The organism is Sphingomonas sp. NCPPB 2930 (genome assembly GCF_042867205.1).
Classification (GTDB): Bacteria; Pseudomonadota; Alphaproteobacteria; order Sphingomonadales; family Sphingomonadaceae; genus Sphingomonas.
Map to the genome: position 1 here is coordinate 277,762 of NZ_JBHZQU010000001.1, position 15,384 is coordinate 293,145.

Annotated in this window: 19 protein-coding genes; 7 read left to right on the top strand and 12 right to left on the bottom strand. The window is 66.9% G+C overall.

Annotated features, from left to right (window positions below):
- Positions 1 to 48 precede the first annotated feature (48 nt).
- On the top strand, positions 49 to 831 hold the full coding sequence (locus tag ACFX59_RS01235; RefSeq protein ID WP_309701479.1) for a hypothetical protein: 783 nt from the start codon (positions 49 to 51) through the stop codon (positions 829 to 831).
- A gap of 3 nt (positions 832 to 834) precedes the next feature.
- Here the strand turns inward: ACFX59_RS01235 and ACFX59_RS01240 are convergent, their stop codons facing one another.
- From ACFX59_RS01240 to ACFX59_RS01280, 9 genes are all read right to left on the bottom strand, one after another.
- Complete coding sequence (locus tag ACFX59_RS01240; protein WP_387428843.1) at positions 835 to 2,295, bottom strand: porin; 1,461 nt, start codon at positions 2,293 to 2,295, stop codon at positions 835 to 837.
- Positions 2,296 to 2,437: 142 nt separating this feature from the next.
- Positions 2,438 to 2,791 carry a dihydroneopterin aldolase gene (locus ACFX59_RS01245; RefSeq protein WP_387428846.1) on the bottom strand — a complete coding sequence of 118 codons (354 nt, stop codon included), beginning with the start codon at positions 2,789 to 2,791 and terminating at the stop codon, positions 2,438 to 2,440.
- On the bottom strand, positions 2,788 to 3,534 hold the full coding sequence (locus tag ACFX59_RS01250; RefSeq protein WP_387428848.1) for an SDR family oxidoreductase: 747 nt from the start codon (positions 3,532 to 3,534) through the stop codon (positions 2,788 to 2,790). Before ACFX59_RS01250 ends, ACFX59_RS01245 begins: the two co-directional genes overlap by 4 nt.
- Positions 3,531 to 4,157 carry a GTP cyclohydrolase I FolE gene (folE, locus tag ACFX59_RS01255; RefSeq protein ID WP_307100183.1) on the bottom strand — a complete coding sequence of 209 codons (627 nt, stop codon included), beginning with the start codon at positions 4,155 to 4,157 and terminating at the stop codon, positions 3,531 to 3,533. The genes ACFX59_RS01250 and folE overlap by 4 nt, the downstream gene beginning before the upstream one ends.
- Positions 4,158 to 4,347: 190 nt before the next feature.
- Positions 4,348 to 5,190 (bottom strand): S-formylglutathione hydrolase, encoded by an 843-nt coding sequence (fghA, locus tag ACFX59_RS01260; protein ID WP_387428850.1) that lies wholly within the window; start codon positions 5,188 to 5,190, stop codon positions 4,348 to 4,350.
- Entirely contained in the window at positions 5,187 to 6,050 is an 864-nt protein-coding gene (gene purU / locus ACFX59_RS01265) for a formyltetrahydrofolate deformylase (RefSeq protein ID WP_387428853.1), read from the bottom strand. The genes fghA and purU overlap by 4 nt, the downstream gene beginning before the upstream one ends.
- Positions 6,047 to 6,436, bottom strand: a complete 390-nt coding sequence (locus tag ACFX59_RS01270; protein ID WP_387428856.1) for a VOC family protein — start codon at positions 6,434 to 6,436, stop codon at positions 6,047 to 6,049. Before ACFX59_RS01270 ends, purU begins: the two co-directional genes overlap by 4 nt.
- A 22-nt stretch (positions 6,437 to 6,458) precedes the next feature.
- Positions 6,459 to 6,845, bottom strand: coding sequence for a VOC family protein (locus tag ACFX59_RS01275; RefSeq protein WP_261270950.1), 387 nt, complete (start codon positions 6,843 to 6,845; stop codon positions 6,459 to 6,461).
- Positions 6,845 to 7,957, bottom strand: a complete 1,113-nt coding sequence (locus ACFX59_RS01280; RefSeq protein ID WP_387428860.1) for an S-(hydroxymethyl)glutathione dehydrogenase/class III alcohol dehydrogenase — start codon at positions 7,955 to 7,957, stop codon at positions 6,845 to 6,847. The genes ACFX59_RS01275 and ACFX59_RS01280 overlap by 1 nt, the downstream gene beginning before the upstream one ends.
- A gap of 107 nt (positions 7,958 to 8,064) precedes the next feature.
- Between ACFX59_RS01280 and ACFX59_RS01285 the strand changes: the two genes are divergently transcribed.
- Both ACFX59_RS01285 and ACFX59_RS01290 read left to right on the top strand, forming a co-directional pair.
- Complete coding sequence (locus ACFX59_RS01285) at positions 8,065 to 8,268, top strand: DUF2945 domain-containing protein (protein WP_058734057.1); 204 nt, start codon at positions 8,065 to 8,067, stop codon at positions 8,266 to 8,268.
- 56 nt (positions 8,269 to 8,324) lie between these two features.
- Positions 8,325 to 8,585, top strand: a complete 261-nt coding sequence (locus ACFX59_RS01290; protein ID WP_307100197.1) for an SWIB/MDM2 domain-containing protein — start codon at positions 8,325 to 8,327, stop codon at positions 8,583 to 8,585.
- A 63-nt stretch (positions 8,586 to 8,648) separates the two neighbouring features.
- Here ACFX59_RS01290 and ACFX59_RS01295 read toward each other — a convergent pair whose 3' ends face one another.
- Positions 8,649 to 9,116, bottom strand: a complete 468-nt coding sequence (locus ACFX59_RS01295; RefSeq protein ID WP_387428863.1) for a hypothetical protein — start codon at positions 9,114 to 9,116, stop codon at positions 8,649 to 8,651.
- Between the two features lie 160 nt (positions 9,117 to 9,276).
- On the opposite strand from ACFX59_RS01295, the gene ACFX59_RS01300 reads away from it, so the two are divergent.
- The 3 genes from ACFX59_RS01300 (at position 9,277) to ACFX59_RS01310 (ending at position 12,183) form a co-directional block, all read left to right on the top strand.
- On the top strand, positions 9,277 to 10,626 hold the full coding sequence (locus tag ACFX59_RS01300; protein ID WP_387428866.1) for a methyl-accepting chemotaxis protein: 1,350 nt from the start codon (positions 9,277 to 9,279) through the stop codon (positions 10,624 to 10,626).
- Positions 10,627 to 10,909: 283 nt separating this feature from the next.
- Complete coding sequence (locus tag ACFX59_RS01305) at positions 10,910 to 11,563, top strand: class I SAM-dependent methyltransferase (protein WP_387428869.1); 654 nt, start codon at positions 10,910 to 10,912, stop codon at positions 11,561 to 11,563.
- Positions 11,560 to 12,183 carry a hypothetical protein gene (locus tag ACFX59_RS01310; protein ID WP_309701458.1) on the top strand — a complete coding sequence of 208 codons (624 nt, stop codon included), beginning with the start codon at positions 11,560 to 11,562 and terminating at the stop codon, positions 12,181 to 12,183. Before ACFX59_RS01305 ends, ACFX59_RS01310 begins: the two co-directional genes overlap by 4 nt.
- 157 nt (positions 12,184 to 12,340) lie before the next feature.
- Here the strand turns inward: ACFX59_RS01310 and ACFX59_RS01315 are convergent, their stop codons facing one another.
- Positions 12,341 to 14,017, bottom strand: a complete 1,677-nt coding sequence (locus tag ACFX59_RS01315; RefSeq protein WP_387428872.1) for an aminotransferase class III-fold pyridoxal phosphate-dependent enzyme — start codon at positions 14,015 to 14,017, stop codon at positions 12,341 to 12,343.
- Positions 14,018 to 14,055: 38 nt separating this feature from the next.
- On the opposite strand from ACFX59_RS01315, the gene asd reads away from it, so the two are divergent.
- Positions 14,056 to 14,916, top strand: coding sequence for an archaetidylserine decarboxylase (gene asd / locus ACFX59_RS01320; RefSeq protein ID WP_354295500.1), 861 nt, complete (start codon positions 14,056 to 14,058; stop codon positions 14,914 to 14,916).
- Positions 14,917 to 14,944: 28 nt separating this feature from the next.
- On the opposite strand, the gene ACFX59_RS01325 is transcribed toward asd, so the two are convergent.
- Positions 14,945 to 15,361 (bottom strand): DUF2721 domain-containing protein, encoded by a 417-nt coding sequence (locus ACFX59_RS01325; protein ID WP_307100210.1) that lies wholly within the window; start codon positions 15,359 to 15,361, stop codon positions 14,945 to 14,947.
- Positions 15,362 to 15,384 lie beyond the last annotated feature (23 nt).

A 15,384-nucleotide genomic window follows, 5' to 3' on the forward strand; every position in this document is an offset into this window, starting at 1 on the left:
TCGTGGAGAGCGGGGCGGTCTCGGCTCTTACGGCGTAAGGCCCCCGACATGGCGGTGCTGACCCGGCTGCCCGAGCGATATCGCGAAACCCTGCGCGAGCGGGGCGCCTCGATCACGCTGACGGTGCTGGCGCATTTGCTGCTCGCCTGGCTGCTGTTCCACCTGGCGCCCAGGCTGATCGCGCCCGAGCCATCCTCCTCGCTCAGCACCTTTTCCGTCACCCCGTCGGACCGGGAGGCGGGTGCGCCGGTGCCCGAGACGCGCATCGCCACGCGCAAGCCCGCAGCGGCGGGCGGCTCCAAGGCCCCCGTCACCCCCAAGCAACCCGACACCCCCAATCCGCCGACCGAGAAGCCCGCCGACACCTCCGCGCCGACGCCGTGGCAATGGGGTGACAAGTCGCTATTCGCGGCGGGCGATATTTCCGCCATGCCCAAGGGGGCGGGCAATGGCGTGGGATCGAGCAACGGCGACGATCGCGGCCAGGACAGCGCATCGGCCTATGGCCCCGGCGAGGGACCGGGCGGCCAGCGGCTCTACAATGCCGAATGGTATCCCCATCGCCCGAGCAATGCCGAGTTGAACGGCTATCTGCACAGCGCGCCGCCGCCGAACAGCTGGGCATTGATCGCGTGCCGGACGATCCCCGACTATCGGGTCGAGAATTGCCAGATCCTGGGCGAATCGCCGCGCGGACTGGGCCTGGCCCGCGCGATGCGCGAGGCGGCGTGGCAGTTCCGCGTCCGCGCGCCGCGCATCGGGGGCAAGGTGATGGTCGGCGAATGGGTCCGCATCCGGATCGACTTCAACAGCTCCGGCGGCGGGGACTGATCCTCAATAGGTGAATTGCAGCTGGGTGCGGATCAGGTCGCCGGTCGCGCGGCCGGTGCGCCGGGCATCGGCCTCGCGCCGCTCCATCCGCGCATAGGCCAGCGTGAGCTCCAGCGCCTCGACCAGCTGGATCTCGGCGCCCAGCTCCCACTCGTCGGTTTCCAGACGCGGCGCATCGACATTGGCCTTCCACCCGCCGCGATAATGTTGCCACCGCGCATAGGGGATCATGCGGCCGACCGGGGTCTTGCCCGCATCCATCATCAGCTGGACATAGCCGCCGCCCAGCGGGCTGCTCCGCACCGCGCGCAACCCCAGGTCATATTGCGGGCCATGGCCGGTCATCCATTCGGTCTGGATGCCGAAGGGTTGCGGATAGAGGATGGCATGGACGCCGACCCGGTCGTCGCGATAGCTGATCGGGCTGATCCCGCCGCTGCGCAATTCGGGGCGATAGCGGTTGAACATCGCCGATCCGCCGACCTCCAGCACCTGCCCCCGGAACAACGGCCCCAGCCCGTCGAGCGCGAAGGGCCAGGTCGCCATCGCGACCTTCATCAGCCGGTCGTTGCGCTCCGGCCGGTTGGTGCCCTGGCCGTTATAGACCGCCAGCCCGAACGCGCCGTAATTGCCGAACAGCTTCTGCTTCTTCTTCGACAGCCGGTCCCAGATCGCCTGCACCGCATCGGGGGTGTAATAGGCGTTGATGCCGACATCGCGCTCGCCGGGCACGCCGCTGTTGATCGCATCCGACCGGTCCAGCGTCAGCCGGTTGGACGAGGATTGCAGATTTTCCCAGCCGAACGGCACCTTCGACTGGCCGAAGCGCAGGCGCAGCCGCCGTTCGGGGTCGAGGAACCAGTCGACATAGACATCGCGCAGCTGCCCGAAATTCTCGCGCCGCTCGGTGCTCGACTGGTTGTTCACCGCCGTGCCGAAGTCATGCTGGAAATAGAGCTGCAACCGATCGGTGATGTCGCCTTGCAGCACCAGCCGGACGCGGCGCAGGAGGAACCCGCCATCCTCGTTGATCGAACTGTCATGCACCGAACGTAGCCGCGATCCGGTGTCGGAGGGCGCATCCTGCTCGTCGAGAATCCCGTTATAGCGCAACTGGGTATAGCCGCGCAGGCGCAGCCGCTCATACCAGGGCGCGCGCGCCGATGGCGGTTTGGCGATCGCGATGCGCGGAGCCGGGGCGCTGGCCGCCGGTGCCGACGCGGTGGGCGGAGCAGCAGCGACCTGCGGCGCGGGGGGCGGCGATGGCTGGGGGGATGGCGCGGCCGATACCGGGACGGCCGCCGTCCCGCCCTGCTGCGCGGCGGTCAGCGCCTTGATCTGCGCCTTCAACTCGTCGATCTGGCGCTGCAATTCCTGCACCGTCTGCGCGGCGGCGGGCACCGGACAGGCCGCCAGCATCATCGCGACGGCGACCCGGTACCGGGCCCGATGGGGTTTCGACATGCTCACCGTGCTGATTCCGCCCTGTTCGCCGCGATGCCTGCGGCACCCGCTGATGCGGCGGCGGCTTAGGCCAGCGACGGCCGGTTCCGCAACAGATTGATGACAGTTCGGTGATAAATCCGTGACACGCAAGCCCCGGCGATCAGCGCGTCCGCTCGATCTCGCATCCCACCCGCGCATCGGGATAGATGCCGGTCTTCATCGACCGCACCCGGACCCTCACCACCCGCCGGTCGGCGAGGCACAGCGCCGCCACCGCCTCGCACAGGCTTTCCTGAAGCGCGAAGCCCGGCCCTCCTGCCATCGCCAGGATCGACTCGCGCAGGAAATCATAGTCCAGCACCTCCTCAATCCGGTCGGCGCTGGGGGCGGCGGGATAGGTGACGGTCATCGCGACCGACAGGGTGACCGGCTGGGGCTCGGCCTCGTGCGGATGGATGCCCAGGCGCATCGCGACCCGCAGATCGTCGAGCAGGATCGTATAGGTCGCGCTCATCCCCGCCCCTCGAACATCACGTCGCCGTCGCGGCGGCAGAAACGCTGGCCGCAATCGACATAGAGCGTCTGGCCCACAATCCCCCTGGCGGTCAGCAGGAAGGATACCGCCTCCGCCACCGCCGCCGCCCCGATCGGGCGACCGAGCAGGTTCTTGCTGGCCGCCGCCGCGAATTCCGCATCCGACTGGTCGCCGCTTTGCAGCGTGAGTCCCGGCGCGACCGCATTGACCGCGATGCGGGGGCCGAGCGCCTGCGCCAGCATCGTGTTTGCCCCCGCCAGCGCGAACTTGGCGCAGCTATAGGCGAAGAAATCGGGGTTCGGATTGGCGAGCTTCTGGTCGAGGATATCGACCACCGCGCCGTCCGCCACATCGTCCTGCCGCGCCAGGGCCGAGGCCAGCAGGGCCGGGGCGGCGGCGTTGATCGCATAAAGCCTGGCCATCAGCGCGGCATCCACCCCCGGCGGACGGTCGAAGACGAAGGCCGACGCCGAATTGACCAGCCCGTCGATCGCCCCCCCCGCCGCCATACGGGCACGGGCGAACAGCGCGTCGATCCCGTCCAACTCGGCGAGGTCGCCCTGCACGACGGGCGCGTCCAGCTCCGCCGCCAGCGCCTTCGCCGCGTCCGCCGAGCCATTATAATGCACCACCACCCGGTGTCCGTCCGCGACCAGCCGGCGCGCGATCGCCGCGCCCAGCCGCTTGGCCGCGCCGGTCACCAGGACGGTGCGGGTCGTCATCCGCCCAGGCCCATCAGCGACAGCACTTCCTTGCGGCTGCGGTCGTCGTCGCGGAACACGCCCATCATCCGGCTGGTCACCATCGACACGCCCGGCGTGCGCACCCCGCGCGCGGTCATGCAGGCATGGGTCGCCTCGATCACCACCGCGACGCCCAGCGGCTTCAGGTTCTGCCAGATGCAATCGGCGACCTCGGCGGTCAGCCGCTCCTGCACCTGCAACCGGCGCGCGAAGCCGTGCAGCACGCGGGCGAGCTTCGAGATGCCGACGACATGGTTGCGCGGCAGATAGGCGATATGCGCGCGACCGATGATCGGCGCCATGTGATGCTCGCAATGCGACTGGAAGGGAATGTCCTTCAGCAGCACGATCTCGTCATAGCCGCCGACCTCCTCGAATACGCGCGACAGGTGGACGGCCGGGTCATCGCCATAGCCCGCGCAATATTCGCGCCATGCCCGCGCCACGCGCTTCGGCGTATCGACCAGCCCCTCCCGCGCAGGGTCGTCGCCGGCCCAGGCGATCAGCGTGCGGATGGCCTGCGCCACATGATCGGGCACAACGACCTTGCCGTCCTCTCCGATCAGGTCGCCATCCTCCGGGTCGCCATGCGCGCAGCTCATATCATGTCCTTCACGTCAAAGCCGGTGCGATAGCGGATCGATTGTCGGGGTGCAAAACTCCGTCCCCCCCGTAACCCATGGCCCCGCATTCCGTTCAGCCGGAGCGACGTCGAAGGCCAAGGGAATCCACCCAGGTTCAGGCGATACAGCATGGCCTTCGACGATGCTCAGGCCAAACGGCGCTCCGGATTTACCCGCGCAACCGCTGCGCCGCCCAGGCGACATGGTCGCCCATGAAGGTGGAGATGAAGTTGTAGCTATGGTCGTAACCCGGCTGCATCCGCAGGGTCAGCGCGATTCCCGCCTTCTCGCACGCGTCCGCCAGCAATTCGGGGCGAAGCTGCTCCGCCAGAAACTGGTCGGCATCGCCCTGATCGACCAGCAGGTCGGGCACCCGCGCGCCATCCTCGATCAGCGCGACCGCGTCGGCCTGTCGCCATGCGGCGCGGTCCGGTCCCAGATAGCCGCCGAGCGCCTTCTCGCCCCATGGCACCTGGCCCGGCGCGACGATCGGCGCGAAGGCCGAGACGCTGCGGAAGCGATCGGGGTTGCGAAGGCCGATGGTCAGCGCGCCGTGGCCGCCCATCGAATGGCCGGTAATGGCTTGCGCGCCCATATCGGCGACGGGGAAATGCGCGGCGATCAGCGCGGGCAGCTCCTGTTCGATATAGCTCCGCATCCTGAAGTGCTTCGCCCAGGGCTCCTGCGTCGCATCGACATAAAAGCCCGCGCCCTGCCCCATGTCATAGGCGTCGTCATTCGCCACGCCTTCGCCGCGCGGCGAGGTGTCGGGGGCGATGAAGATCACCCGATGCTCCGCACACGCCCCCCGGAACTCGCCCTTGTCGGTGACATTGGCATGGGTGCAGGTCAGGCCCGACAGATACCAGAGGACGGGCAGTTTCTCCCCTTCCTCATGCTCCGGCACGAAGACCGAGAAGGTCATGCGCGTTCCGGTCACTTCGCTGTCATGGGCATAGACGCCCTGCACGCCGCCATGCGCCTTGGAGGTCGAAATCGTCTCGATCGTCATCGGAACACCACCGTCCGGTTGTCATTGAGGAAAACGCGCCGCTCGCCCACCCAGGCGACCGCGCGGGCCAGCACCTGCGCCTCGATATCGCGGCCGATGCGGATCAGGTCGTCGACGCTGGCGCGGTGGTCGACGCGTTCGACCGACTGTTCGATGATCGGCCCTTCGTCGAGGTCCGCCGTCACGAAATGCGCGGTCGCGCCGATCAGCTTCACCCCGCGCGCATGGGCGCGGTGATAGGGCTGCGCGCCCTTGAAGCCGGGCAGGAAGCTGTGATGGATATTGATGCACCGCCCCGGCAGCGCGGCGACCAGCCGCTCGCCCAGCACCTGCATATAGCGGGCGAGGACGAGGTAATCGGCCCGGCTTTCGTCCATCAGGGCGAGCATCGCCGCCTCCTGCTCGGCGCGATTGGCGTCGCTGACCGGCAGGTGATGCCAGGGCAGGCCATGCCACTCGACCAGCGGGCGAAGGCTGTCATGGTTGGACACCACGCCGACGATCTCGACCGGCAGCGTGTTGGTCCGCCAGCGATGGAGCAGGTCGTTCAGGCAGTGCGAGCCCTTCGACACCGCGATCAGCATGCGGGGGCGTTCGCTGGCGGGTGCGACATGCCAGTCGAAGCCGAACCGCACCGCCGGTTCGTTCAGCGCCGCCCTCACCCCTTCGACCGAGGCGGGAAAACGCGCGCCCTGGCCGGTGAAGACGATGCGCAGGAAGAAGCGCCCCGTCTCCAGATCGGCATATTGCTGGCTGTCGAGGATGAACCCGTCAATCCCCGCCAGCGCGCCCGACACGGCGGCGACGATGCCGACCCGGTCCTGGCACGCCAGCGTCAGGATATAGTCGGCCTCGCTCATGCGGCGGGCAGGCGACAGCCGAGACAGAGCTTGTTGCCGTCCGGATCGCGCAGATAGCCCAGATAGGCCTTGCCCAGCCCGGTATCCCGCTCGCCCAGCGGCCCCTCGATCGCGGTGCCGCCATGCGCGGTCCCGGCGGCATGCGCTGCGTCGACCTGCGCCGGATCGACCGCGCCCAGCCCGATCGTGCCGCCATTGGCATGGGTGGCGGGCTGGCCGTCGATCGGCCGGGTCACGATGAACACCGCACCATTGTGCAGATACAGGACACGCTCGACCTTCGGGTCCTGCATGCCGGGCTGGCCGCCCAGCGCCGTGAACAGCGCGTCATAGAAGGTCTTGGACCGCGCGATGTCGTTCGATCCGACCATGATATGGGTGTACATGTCCATTCCCCCCTCGGGACCGTCAGGCGGCGGGCACCAGATAGCGCGCGCACAGCTTGTTGCCGGTCGGATCGCGCAAATACGCCAGATAGATCTTGCCGACCGGCGGATAGCGATAGCCGGGCGGGTCCTCGATCGCGGTGCCGCCATGCGCCAGCCCGGCGGCATGCCAGGCGTCCGCCTGCTCGATCGACGTCGCCGCGAAGCCCAGCGTCCCGCCATTGGCATGGGTCGCAGGCTCGCCGTTCAACGGCCGGGTGAGCAGGAAGCGCGAGCCTTCATGGCTATAGACCAGCCGCCCCCAGGGATCGATTACCCCCTCGGGCGCGCCCAGCACGCCCAGGATCGCGTCATAGAAGCGCTTGGCCTCGGCAATATCGTTCGCGCCCAGCACGACATGGCTGAACATCAGAAGATCACCACGCTGCGGATGCTTTCGCCCTTGTGCATCAGGTCGAAGCCCTTGTTGATCTCCTCCAGCGTCAGCCGGTGGGTGATCATCGGATCGATCTCGATCTTGCCGTTCATGTACCAGTCGACGATCTTGGGCGTATCGGTGCGCCCGCGAGCGCCGCCGAACGCGGTGCCGCGCCAGTTGCGGCCTGTCACCAGCTGGAACGGCCGGGTGCTGATCTCCTTGCCCGCCTCGGCCACGCCGATGATGATCGAGGTGCCCCAGCCGCGATGGCACGCCTCCAGCGCGGTGCGCATCACCTCGGTATTGCCGGTCGCGTCGAAGCTGTAATCCGCGCCGCCATCGGTCAGCTCCAGGAGCTTCGCGATCGTCTCCTCGCGCGACAAGCCCTTGGAATTGAGGAAGTGGGTCATGCCGAAGCGACGGCCCCATTCCTCACGGTCGGGGTTGATGTCGACGCCGATGATCCGGCCCGCACCCGCCAGCTTGGCGCCCTGGATGACGTTCAGGCCGATGCCGCCCAGACCGAAGACGACGATATTCTCGCCCGGCTGGACCTTGGCGGTGTTGACCACCGCGCCCACGCCCGTCGTCACGCCGCAGCCGATATAGCAGCTGGTGTCGAACGGCGCGTCCTCGCGGATCTTAGCGACCGCGATTTCGGGCAGGACGGTGAAGTTCGAGAAGGTCGAGCAGCCCATATAATGGAAGATCGGCTGGCCCTTATAGCTGAACCGGGTCGTGCCGTCGGGCATCAGCCCCTTGCCTTGCGTCGCGCGGATCGCGGTGCACAGGTTGGTCTTGCCCGACAGGCACGACTTACACTGGCGGCATTCGGGGGTGTAGAGCGGGATGACATGGTCGCCCGGCACGACGCTGGTCACGCCCGCGCCCACCTCACGCACGATGCCGCAGCCTTCATGGCCGAGCACGCTGGGGAAGATGCCCTCGCTGTCCAGGCCGTCCAGCGTATAGGCGTCGGTGTGGCAAATGCCGGTCGCCATGATCTCGACCAGGACCTCTCCGGCCTTGGGTCCTTCCAGATCGAGTTCGACGATTTCGAGCGGCTTCTTCGCTTCGAAGGCGACGGCGGCGCGGGTCTTCATGAATTCCAGTCTCCTCAGATGGCGTCCTGATGCCCCGATGCGCCCGCATGTGCAACCAACGAACGCCCCGGCGGATTGATGGGGCTGCACAAACCGGGAGAGCGACGATGACCGAATTCAAGAAGGGCGACCATGTCGAGTGGAACAGCCATGGCGGCACCGCCGAGGGCAAGGTCGTGAAGAAGCAGACCAGCGATACGAGCATCAAGGGTCACACCGTCCGCGCATCGAAGGACGAGCCGCAATACATAGTAGAGAGTGACAATGGCGGAAAGGCGGCGCACAAGGCGGACGCGCTGAAGAAGGCGTGATTCACGCGCGTCCCGCCAAGCGGCTGGGATGCTGAAGGATTAAGGGAAGGAATATCATGGCCACCGCAACCACGGGCACCGGCATCCACGCGCCGGTCCAGCCGTCCGAGGAACTGGGCGCGATCGTCGGCAACGATAAGCTGCCGCGCAGCCAGGTCATCAGCAAGGTGTGGGATTACATCAAGGCCAACAACCTGCAGAATCCCGAGAACAAGCGGGAGATCCTGGCCGACGACAAGCTGAAGAAGGTGTTCGGCAAGGACAAGTGCACCATGTTCGAGATGAACAAGTTCATCTCGGCGCACCTGAAGAAGTAAGCTTCTTATCCGGGCCCCCGGCCACCGCGCCGGGGAATCCCCCTCGCGCCGCCCGCGTGCCAGCTATCGCAGGTCGAGGACCAGCGGCTTGCGCGCGGGCGGTGTCGCAGACGGCGTCGGCCGGGGTGTCGCGGGCCGGGACACGGCCGATCCGGCGGCTCTGGCCGCTCCCCTTGCGGACGACGATGCGGATGCCGCCGTCGGTGCGGGCACATTGCCCGGCGCCGCCTCCGCCCCGACACGCTCCAGTTCGATCTGGTTCAGCCGCTGCTCGACCAGTTGCGCATCCAGCAGCTTGCGATCCCCCTGCAACGCCGCGACCTGCGCCTCCAGCGTCGCGATCCGCTGTTCCAGCATCTTGACCCGCACCTGATCCTCGGTCTGCGCGACCATCTCGCGCGCCGCCTTTTCCTGGCGTGCGCGCTCCCGGCTTTCCGCCGCATCCACCGCATCGGTACGGCCGTCGGAGCCGGACGGCTGGCAGGCGACCAGCGCCAGCGGACAAAGGATCAGGGCAGGCACGCGACGCATGGGCGACAGTCCGGACAAGAGGAGGCGACGGCTTATCCCCTGCCCCCCGGCGGGAAAAGCCCCTGTGGGCCCGCCGGAAAAATCCCTGTCTTCCTAAAGCTATGTTAAGCGAATCATCCTAAGCCGACCGTCAGGACAGGACCGGATGGAAGGCGACAGGATGAAGTGGTTTCATCGCGAAAATACGAATTTGAACGATCGCGTCGCCATCGCCCTGTTCGACCGATCCCCCGATGCCATCATGCTGCTGTCCGAAGGTCGCTTCATCGCCTGCAACGCCGCCGCCGAGCGCATCTATGAGCGTCCCCGCGCCGACGTAATCGGCCAGGACCCGCTGGTCTTCTCCGCCCCCACCCAGGGCGACGGGCGGCCGACCGCGATCCATATCCAGGAACGCGTCCAACAGGCGCTGCGCGACGGCTCGGCCCGTTTCGAGTGGATGAACACCAGCCCGAACGGCCAGCTTCGCCGCTTCATGGTCATGCTGCTGCCCGCGCCGGTGGTGAAGCCCGACGACCTGCTGGTCATCATACAGGATCTCGACGAGACCAGCCAAGTCGTCGATGCGCTGCGCACCGGCCTCGCCACCATCTCCTCGGGCGATCTGACCTACAGCATCAATACGCCCTTTCGCAGCGACTATGAACCGCTGCGCAACAGCTTCAACGACACCGCCGCGATGCTGCGCCGGTCGATCGGCGATATCGATGCCGCCTCACAGCGCGTGCTCGCCGGGGCGGGGGAGATTCGCAAGGCGGCCGACGACCTGTCGATGCGCACCGAGCAGCAGGCCGCCTCGATCGAGGAAACCGCCGCCGCCGTGCATCAGATCAACACGACCGCGCAGCAATCGGCGGTCAGCGGCGCCCGCGCCGCCGACGTCGCCACGGCGGCCCAGACCAACGCCGCCGAAAGCAGCGCCGTCGTCCGCCGCGCGATCGATGCGATGGGCGGGATCGAGCGGACCTCGACCGAGATTTCGGAGATCATCGCGGTCATCGACGGCATCGCCTTCCAGACCAATCTCCTCGCGCTGAATGCGGGGGTCGAGGCGGCGCGCGCCGGTGACGCGGGCAAGGGCTTTGCCGTGGTCGCCAGTGAGGTGCGCGCTCTGGCGCAGCGGTCCGCCGATGCCGCCAAGGACGTCAAGAGCCGCATCGGCGCCTCCGCCGAACAGGTCCGCGCGGGCGTCGAGCATGTCCATGCCGCCGGGACCGCGCTCGACCGGATCGCCGCGCAGGTCCGCGAGATGGGCGGGCTGATCGCCGACATCGCCAATTCGGCGCAACAACAGGCGACCGGCTTCTCGCAGATCAACCTGGCGATCAACGACATGGATTCGATGACCCAGCAAAATGCCGCGATGGTCGAGGAAGCCACCGCCGCCGCGCGCGAACTCGCGCAGGAAGCGACGGGCATGGCCGATACGGTCGGCCGGTTCGACCATGGCAGCGCCCTGCACGCGGCAGCCTGGGCACAGTCCGCCCGCCCCACCCGCCGGGCCGCGTAATCCCGACGATTCGCCGCGCAGCCGACAGATATTGCCCCGACAACGAAGACCTGTCACCGACAGACAAAGCATTGCCCGGCGATGATCTTCGTCGGGAACAGCATATCTCAGAATAACCTCTAGCACCGCATTACGACATATTCATTCCACCCATGTGACACTTCGGTTTCCGATCTGCGAAATCGTCGCAAAAGACTCGCCACTTGTCGTCAAATTGTCACCGCCTGCTGCGAACAGGGGCCGCATCGTCGTTCAACGGGATGCCCCTTCGATGGCAACGCAGATGAGTACCGCCAGCGTCACCAAGGCCTATGATCGCTGGTCGCCTGTCTATGATCTGGTCTTCGGCCCCGTCTTCAAAAAGGGCCGCTCCGCCGCGATCGTCGCGGCCGAACGCATCGGCGGCCGGATCATCGACGTGGGCGTGGGCACCGGCATATCGCTGCCCCAATATTCGCGCGACAACCGCATCGTCGGCGTCGACCTGTCCGAGCCGATGCTCGACAAGGCGCGCGAACGGGTGGCGCGCGGCGGGCTGAGCCATGTCGAGCAGATCGCTTACGGCGATGCCGAGGCGCTGCAATTCGCCGACAACAGCTTCGACGTGGTGGTCGCGCAATATGTCATCACCGCCGTGCCGAACCCGGAAAAGGCGCTGGACGAGTTCGCGCGCATCTGCCGCCCCGGCGGCGAGATCGTCATCACGACGCGGGTGGGCGCGGGCGACGGGCTTCGCGGCACGATCGAAAAGACGCTGATGCCGATCACCAGCCGGTTGGGCTTCCGCACCGACTTCCCGTTCGAACGCTATACCGACTGGGCGGCGACGCGCGGCGATGTCGAACTGGTCGAAAGCCGCCCCCTGCCCCCGCTCGGCCATTTCTCGCTGGTCCGCTTCGCCAAGCGCCAGCCTTCCGCCCAAGGACATGCCCAATGACTGGTTTTCGTGCGCAACTCGCCGAACAGCGGTGGGACGATCATCGCTATTATCATCACAGCCTGGTCAATCAGAGCCTGCACTTCGTCAGCGCCTGCACCTTCCTGACCGCCTATGTGCTGCTGTTCATCGATCCGGCGGTGGCCAGCCTCCTCGCCTGGGGCGTGGCGATGACCAGCCGCCAGGCCGGGCACTTCTTCTTCGAGCCCAAGGGCTATGACCATGTGAACAAGGCGACGCATGAGCATAAGGAAGAGATCAAGGTCGGCTACAACCTCGTCCGCAAATATGTGCTGATGGGCATCTGGGGCGCGATCCCGCTGGTGCTGCTGGTCCAGCCGACCCTGTTCGGGACGCTCGACTATCCGGACGGCTTCATGGGCTATCTGCGCCATGTCGGCATCGGCTGGCTGGGCCTGGGCGTCAGCGCGATCGTGGTGCGCGTCCTTCAGCTCTGGGCGAAGCGCGACCTGGAGACCGGCCTCGTCTGGGCGACCAAGATCGTCACCGACCCGTTCAACGACTTCAAGATGTACAAGAGCGCCCCCCGCCGTCTGATGAAGGGCGAGCGGATGGATCATCACGATGTCGATGATTTCGAGGATTTGAAAGCGGCGTAAGCCCACCGCAAAGCCACGTTTTCAAAGGGGGTCGCCCGGCCCCTGCCCCTCACCCAACCCTCTCCCCGATGGGGAGAGGGCTTTTGCGTCTCCTACTCCCTCTCCCCGCCGGGGAGAGGGTCGGGGTGAGGGGCTGGGGCCGGACGAACGCTATCCGTCACCCCCGCCGCCCCAGTCGCACCGCCAGCGACTCCTTCAACACCCGCCGCCGGATCGCCTTGTTCGCCGCCTTCAACTCCTTCGGCGCATCGGGCGAGGTCCACCACCAGCCATCGTCACGCATCTGTTGCCCCGCTGCAACGAAGCGGTCGCAAATCTCGGCGAACAGGGTGTCGTCGATGTCGAGGCTGAAGATCAGCCGCCCGGTTCCGACCCAGCTCAATGCCAGTCCTTGCGCCCGGAGATAATATTGCAGCATCCAGTTATAGGGCGAAGCGACCGAATAGAGGATGGTCCAGATCGTCTGGACATGCGCGACCGACAGGGGCAGCCCCGCCGCCGCCATCGCTGCGCTGAACATCGCGGCCCGCGCATTCCACCGCTCGTCCAGCCCGTCATAGAGCGCGGCCACCTCGGGCGTTTCCAGCCGCCGCAGGAATGCGTTCATCGCCCCCATCACCATGGGATGCGAATTGAACGTGCCGCGCGCGAAGCAGATGTCGACCGGGCGATCCTCGCGCCACCGCTTCATCAGATGCGCCGGGCCGCACAGCACGCCGACCGGCAAGCCACCGCCCAGCGTCTTGCCATAGGTGATGAGGTCGGGCTTCACCCCGAAATATTCGGGCATCCCGCCTTTGGCCAGGCGGAAGCCCATGAACACCTCGTCAAAGATCAGGACGATGCCGTTCGCCCGGCACACATCCGCCAGCCGGTGCAGCCAGTCGCGATAGGCCGCCATGTCCGCCCCCGCCTTGCGCCCGCCATCGACCAGTTGCCCGTCGGAGGGTGCCGAGCCATTGGGGTGCATCGCCTGGAGCGGATTGACCAGCACGCAGGCGATGTCCTTGCGCGTGGCGAGAACCTTCAGCGTCCGCTCGGACATGTCGGCCAGCGTCAGCGTGCGGTCGGCGGGCACGGGGTTGCCGATGCCGGGCTGCACATCGCCCCACCAGCCATGATAGGCCCCGGCGAACCGCACCAGGCGCGGACGGCGGGTGTGATAGCGCGCCAGCCGCACCGCCTGCATCACCGCCTCGGTCCCCGACATGTGGAAGGACACCTCGTCCATCCCCGTCAGGACTGTCAGCCGACGGACATTGTCGGCGACGACCGGGTGGAACGCCCCCAGCACCCCGCCCAGATCGGCGACGGTCGCCGCCCCTTCCGCCATGGTCCGTTTGTAGAAGTCGTTGCCGAACAGATTGACCCCATAAGAGCCGGTCAAGTCGATCAGCCTGTTGCCGTCCAGATCGACCAGGATCGGCCCCTCCGATCGCTGGTAAAAGGCCCCGGTCGCCAGCGTCGTGCGGACCTTCTCGCGAAACTGGAACGGCACGCGGTACGCGCCGGTGAATTGCAGGTCGGACAGGCCGGGCCGCGTCTCGCGGGTCAGCGCCAGCGTCTGCGCATAACGCTGCGCGAACAAGGCGCCCAGCCGCTCGAAGCCTGCGCGCCGCTGCCCGGCCACCGCGTCGGGGGCGCCATCGACCCGGAAGACGCGATCCTCGCCATAGCTGTAGAACGGGATCTGCCCCGCGATCCGCTTGGCCATGCGGACATGGCCGCCCAGTCCGGGATGCTTGGCGCGCGACAGGGTCAGGCGGCGATGCCCTTTCATCAGGGCGACCGCACCGGCGGAGACGGCCATCAGGCCAGTGAGAATCGGGTTCATGCGGCCTTTGACCGCGTGCCCATGACGGAGGCATGACAATGCGCGGACCCATCATGCGGTTCTTTCTGAACGAGGACATCAATTTCCTCGTCACCAACCGCCTGCCGCGGCGGTTCGCGACCAAGCTGGTCGGTCGGATCGCACGGATCGAGCATCCGCTGATCGCCCGGCCCTGCCTGGCCCTGTGGAAATTCTTCGCGGGCGTCGACCTGTCGGACGCGCGGACGACGCGGTTCCGGTCGTTGCGCGACGGCTTCGTCCGTCCCTTGCGCGACGGCGCCCGCCCGTTCGACGGCGATCCCGACACGGTCGCATCCCCCTGCGACGCGCTGGTCGGCGCGCATGGCGAAATCGCGGACGATCGACTCTATCAGGTAAAGGGCTTTCCCTATCGGCTGGGCGACCTGATCCCCGACCCCGAACTGGTCGAGCGGTTCCGCAACGGATCGTTCGTCACATTGCGGCTGACGGCGGGCATGTATCACCGCTTTCATGCGCCGACCGACATTGCGGTCGAGGGCGTGACCTATCTCTCGGGCGATTGCTGGAACGTCAATCCGATCGCGCTCAAGCGGGTCGAGCGGCTCTTCTGTCGCAACGAACGCGCGGTGATCGAGGCGCGGACCCTGGTGTCGGGCCAGCCGCTGCTGATCGTGCCGGTCGCGGCGATCCTGGTGGCGAGCATCCGGCTCCATTGCCTCGACACCGAACGCACCCTGCGCGAACATGGCCCCGGCCGCCGCGCCTGCACCGCGCGGATCGGCAAGGGCGAGGAGATGGGCTGGTTCGAGCATGGCTCGACCATCATCCTGTTCCTGCCTCGGGGCATGCGATTGCTCGACACGCTGACGGAGGGACAGGCCATCCGTGCGGGTGAGGCGATCGGGCGGACGGCGTGATCGCGCGCGCGGCTCTTCCGAACGCCGGTCACTGGCTGTCGTTCTCGTCGCGCAGGGCGCGTCCGGCGATCGTGATCTCGCCGACGAAACAGGCCAGCCCCGCCACCGCGAACAGCAGGCCGCCGCCGAAGAAGAAGAACAGCAGGGAGGCATGACCCGATTCACGCAACGTCCCCAGGAACAGCGTAATCGCCGAGCAACAGGTCATCGCGCCGGCCGCCGCCGTCATCGTCACCGCAATGTCGAGGATCTTCGAGCGCAGGCGCAACCGGCGCATCTCGAAGCTCTTGGCCCGTCCGTCGCGCTTGAGCGCCTGGATCCGGTCGCTGATCCGCCCCAGCCGGGTGGCGAACACGTTGAGCAATGATCCCACGGCGGTCAGCAAAAAGATTGGCGTCAGCGCCAGTTGAATGACATGGGCGGCCGCGTTCAAGGGTTCGGTCATATCGGGTCCATTCTACACCGATC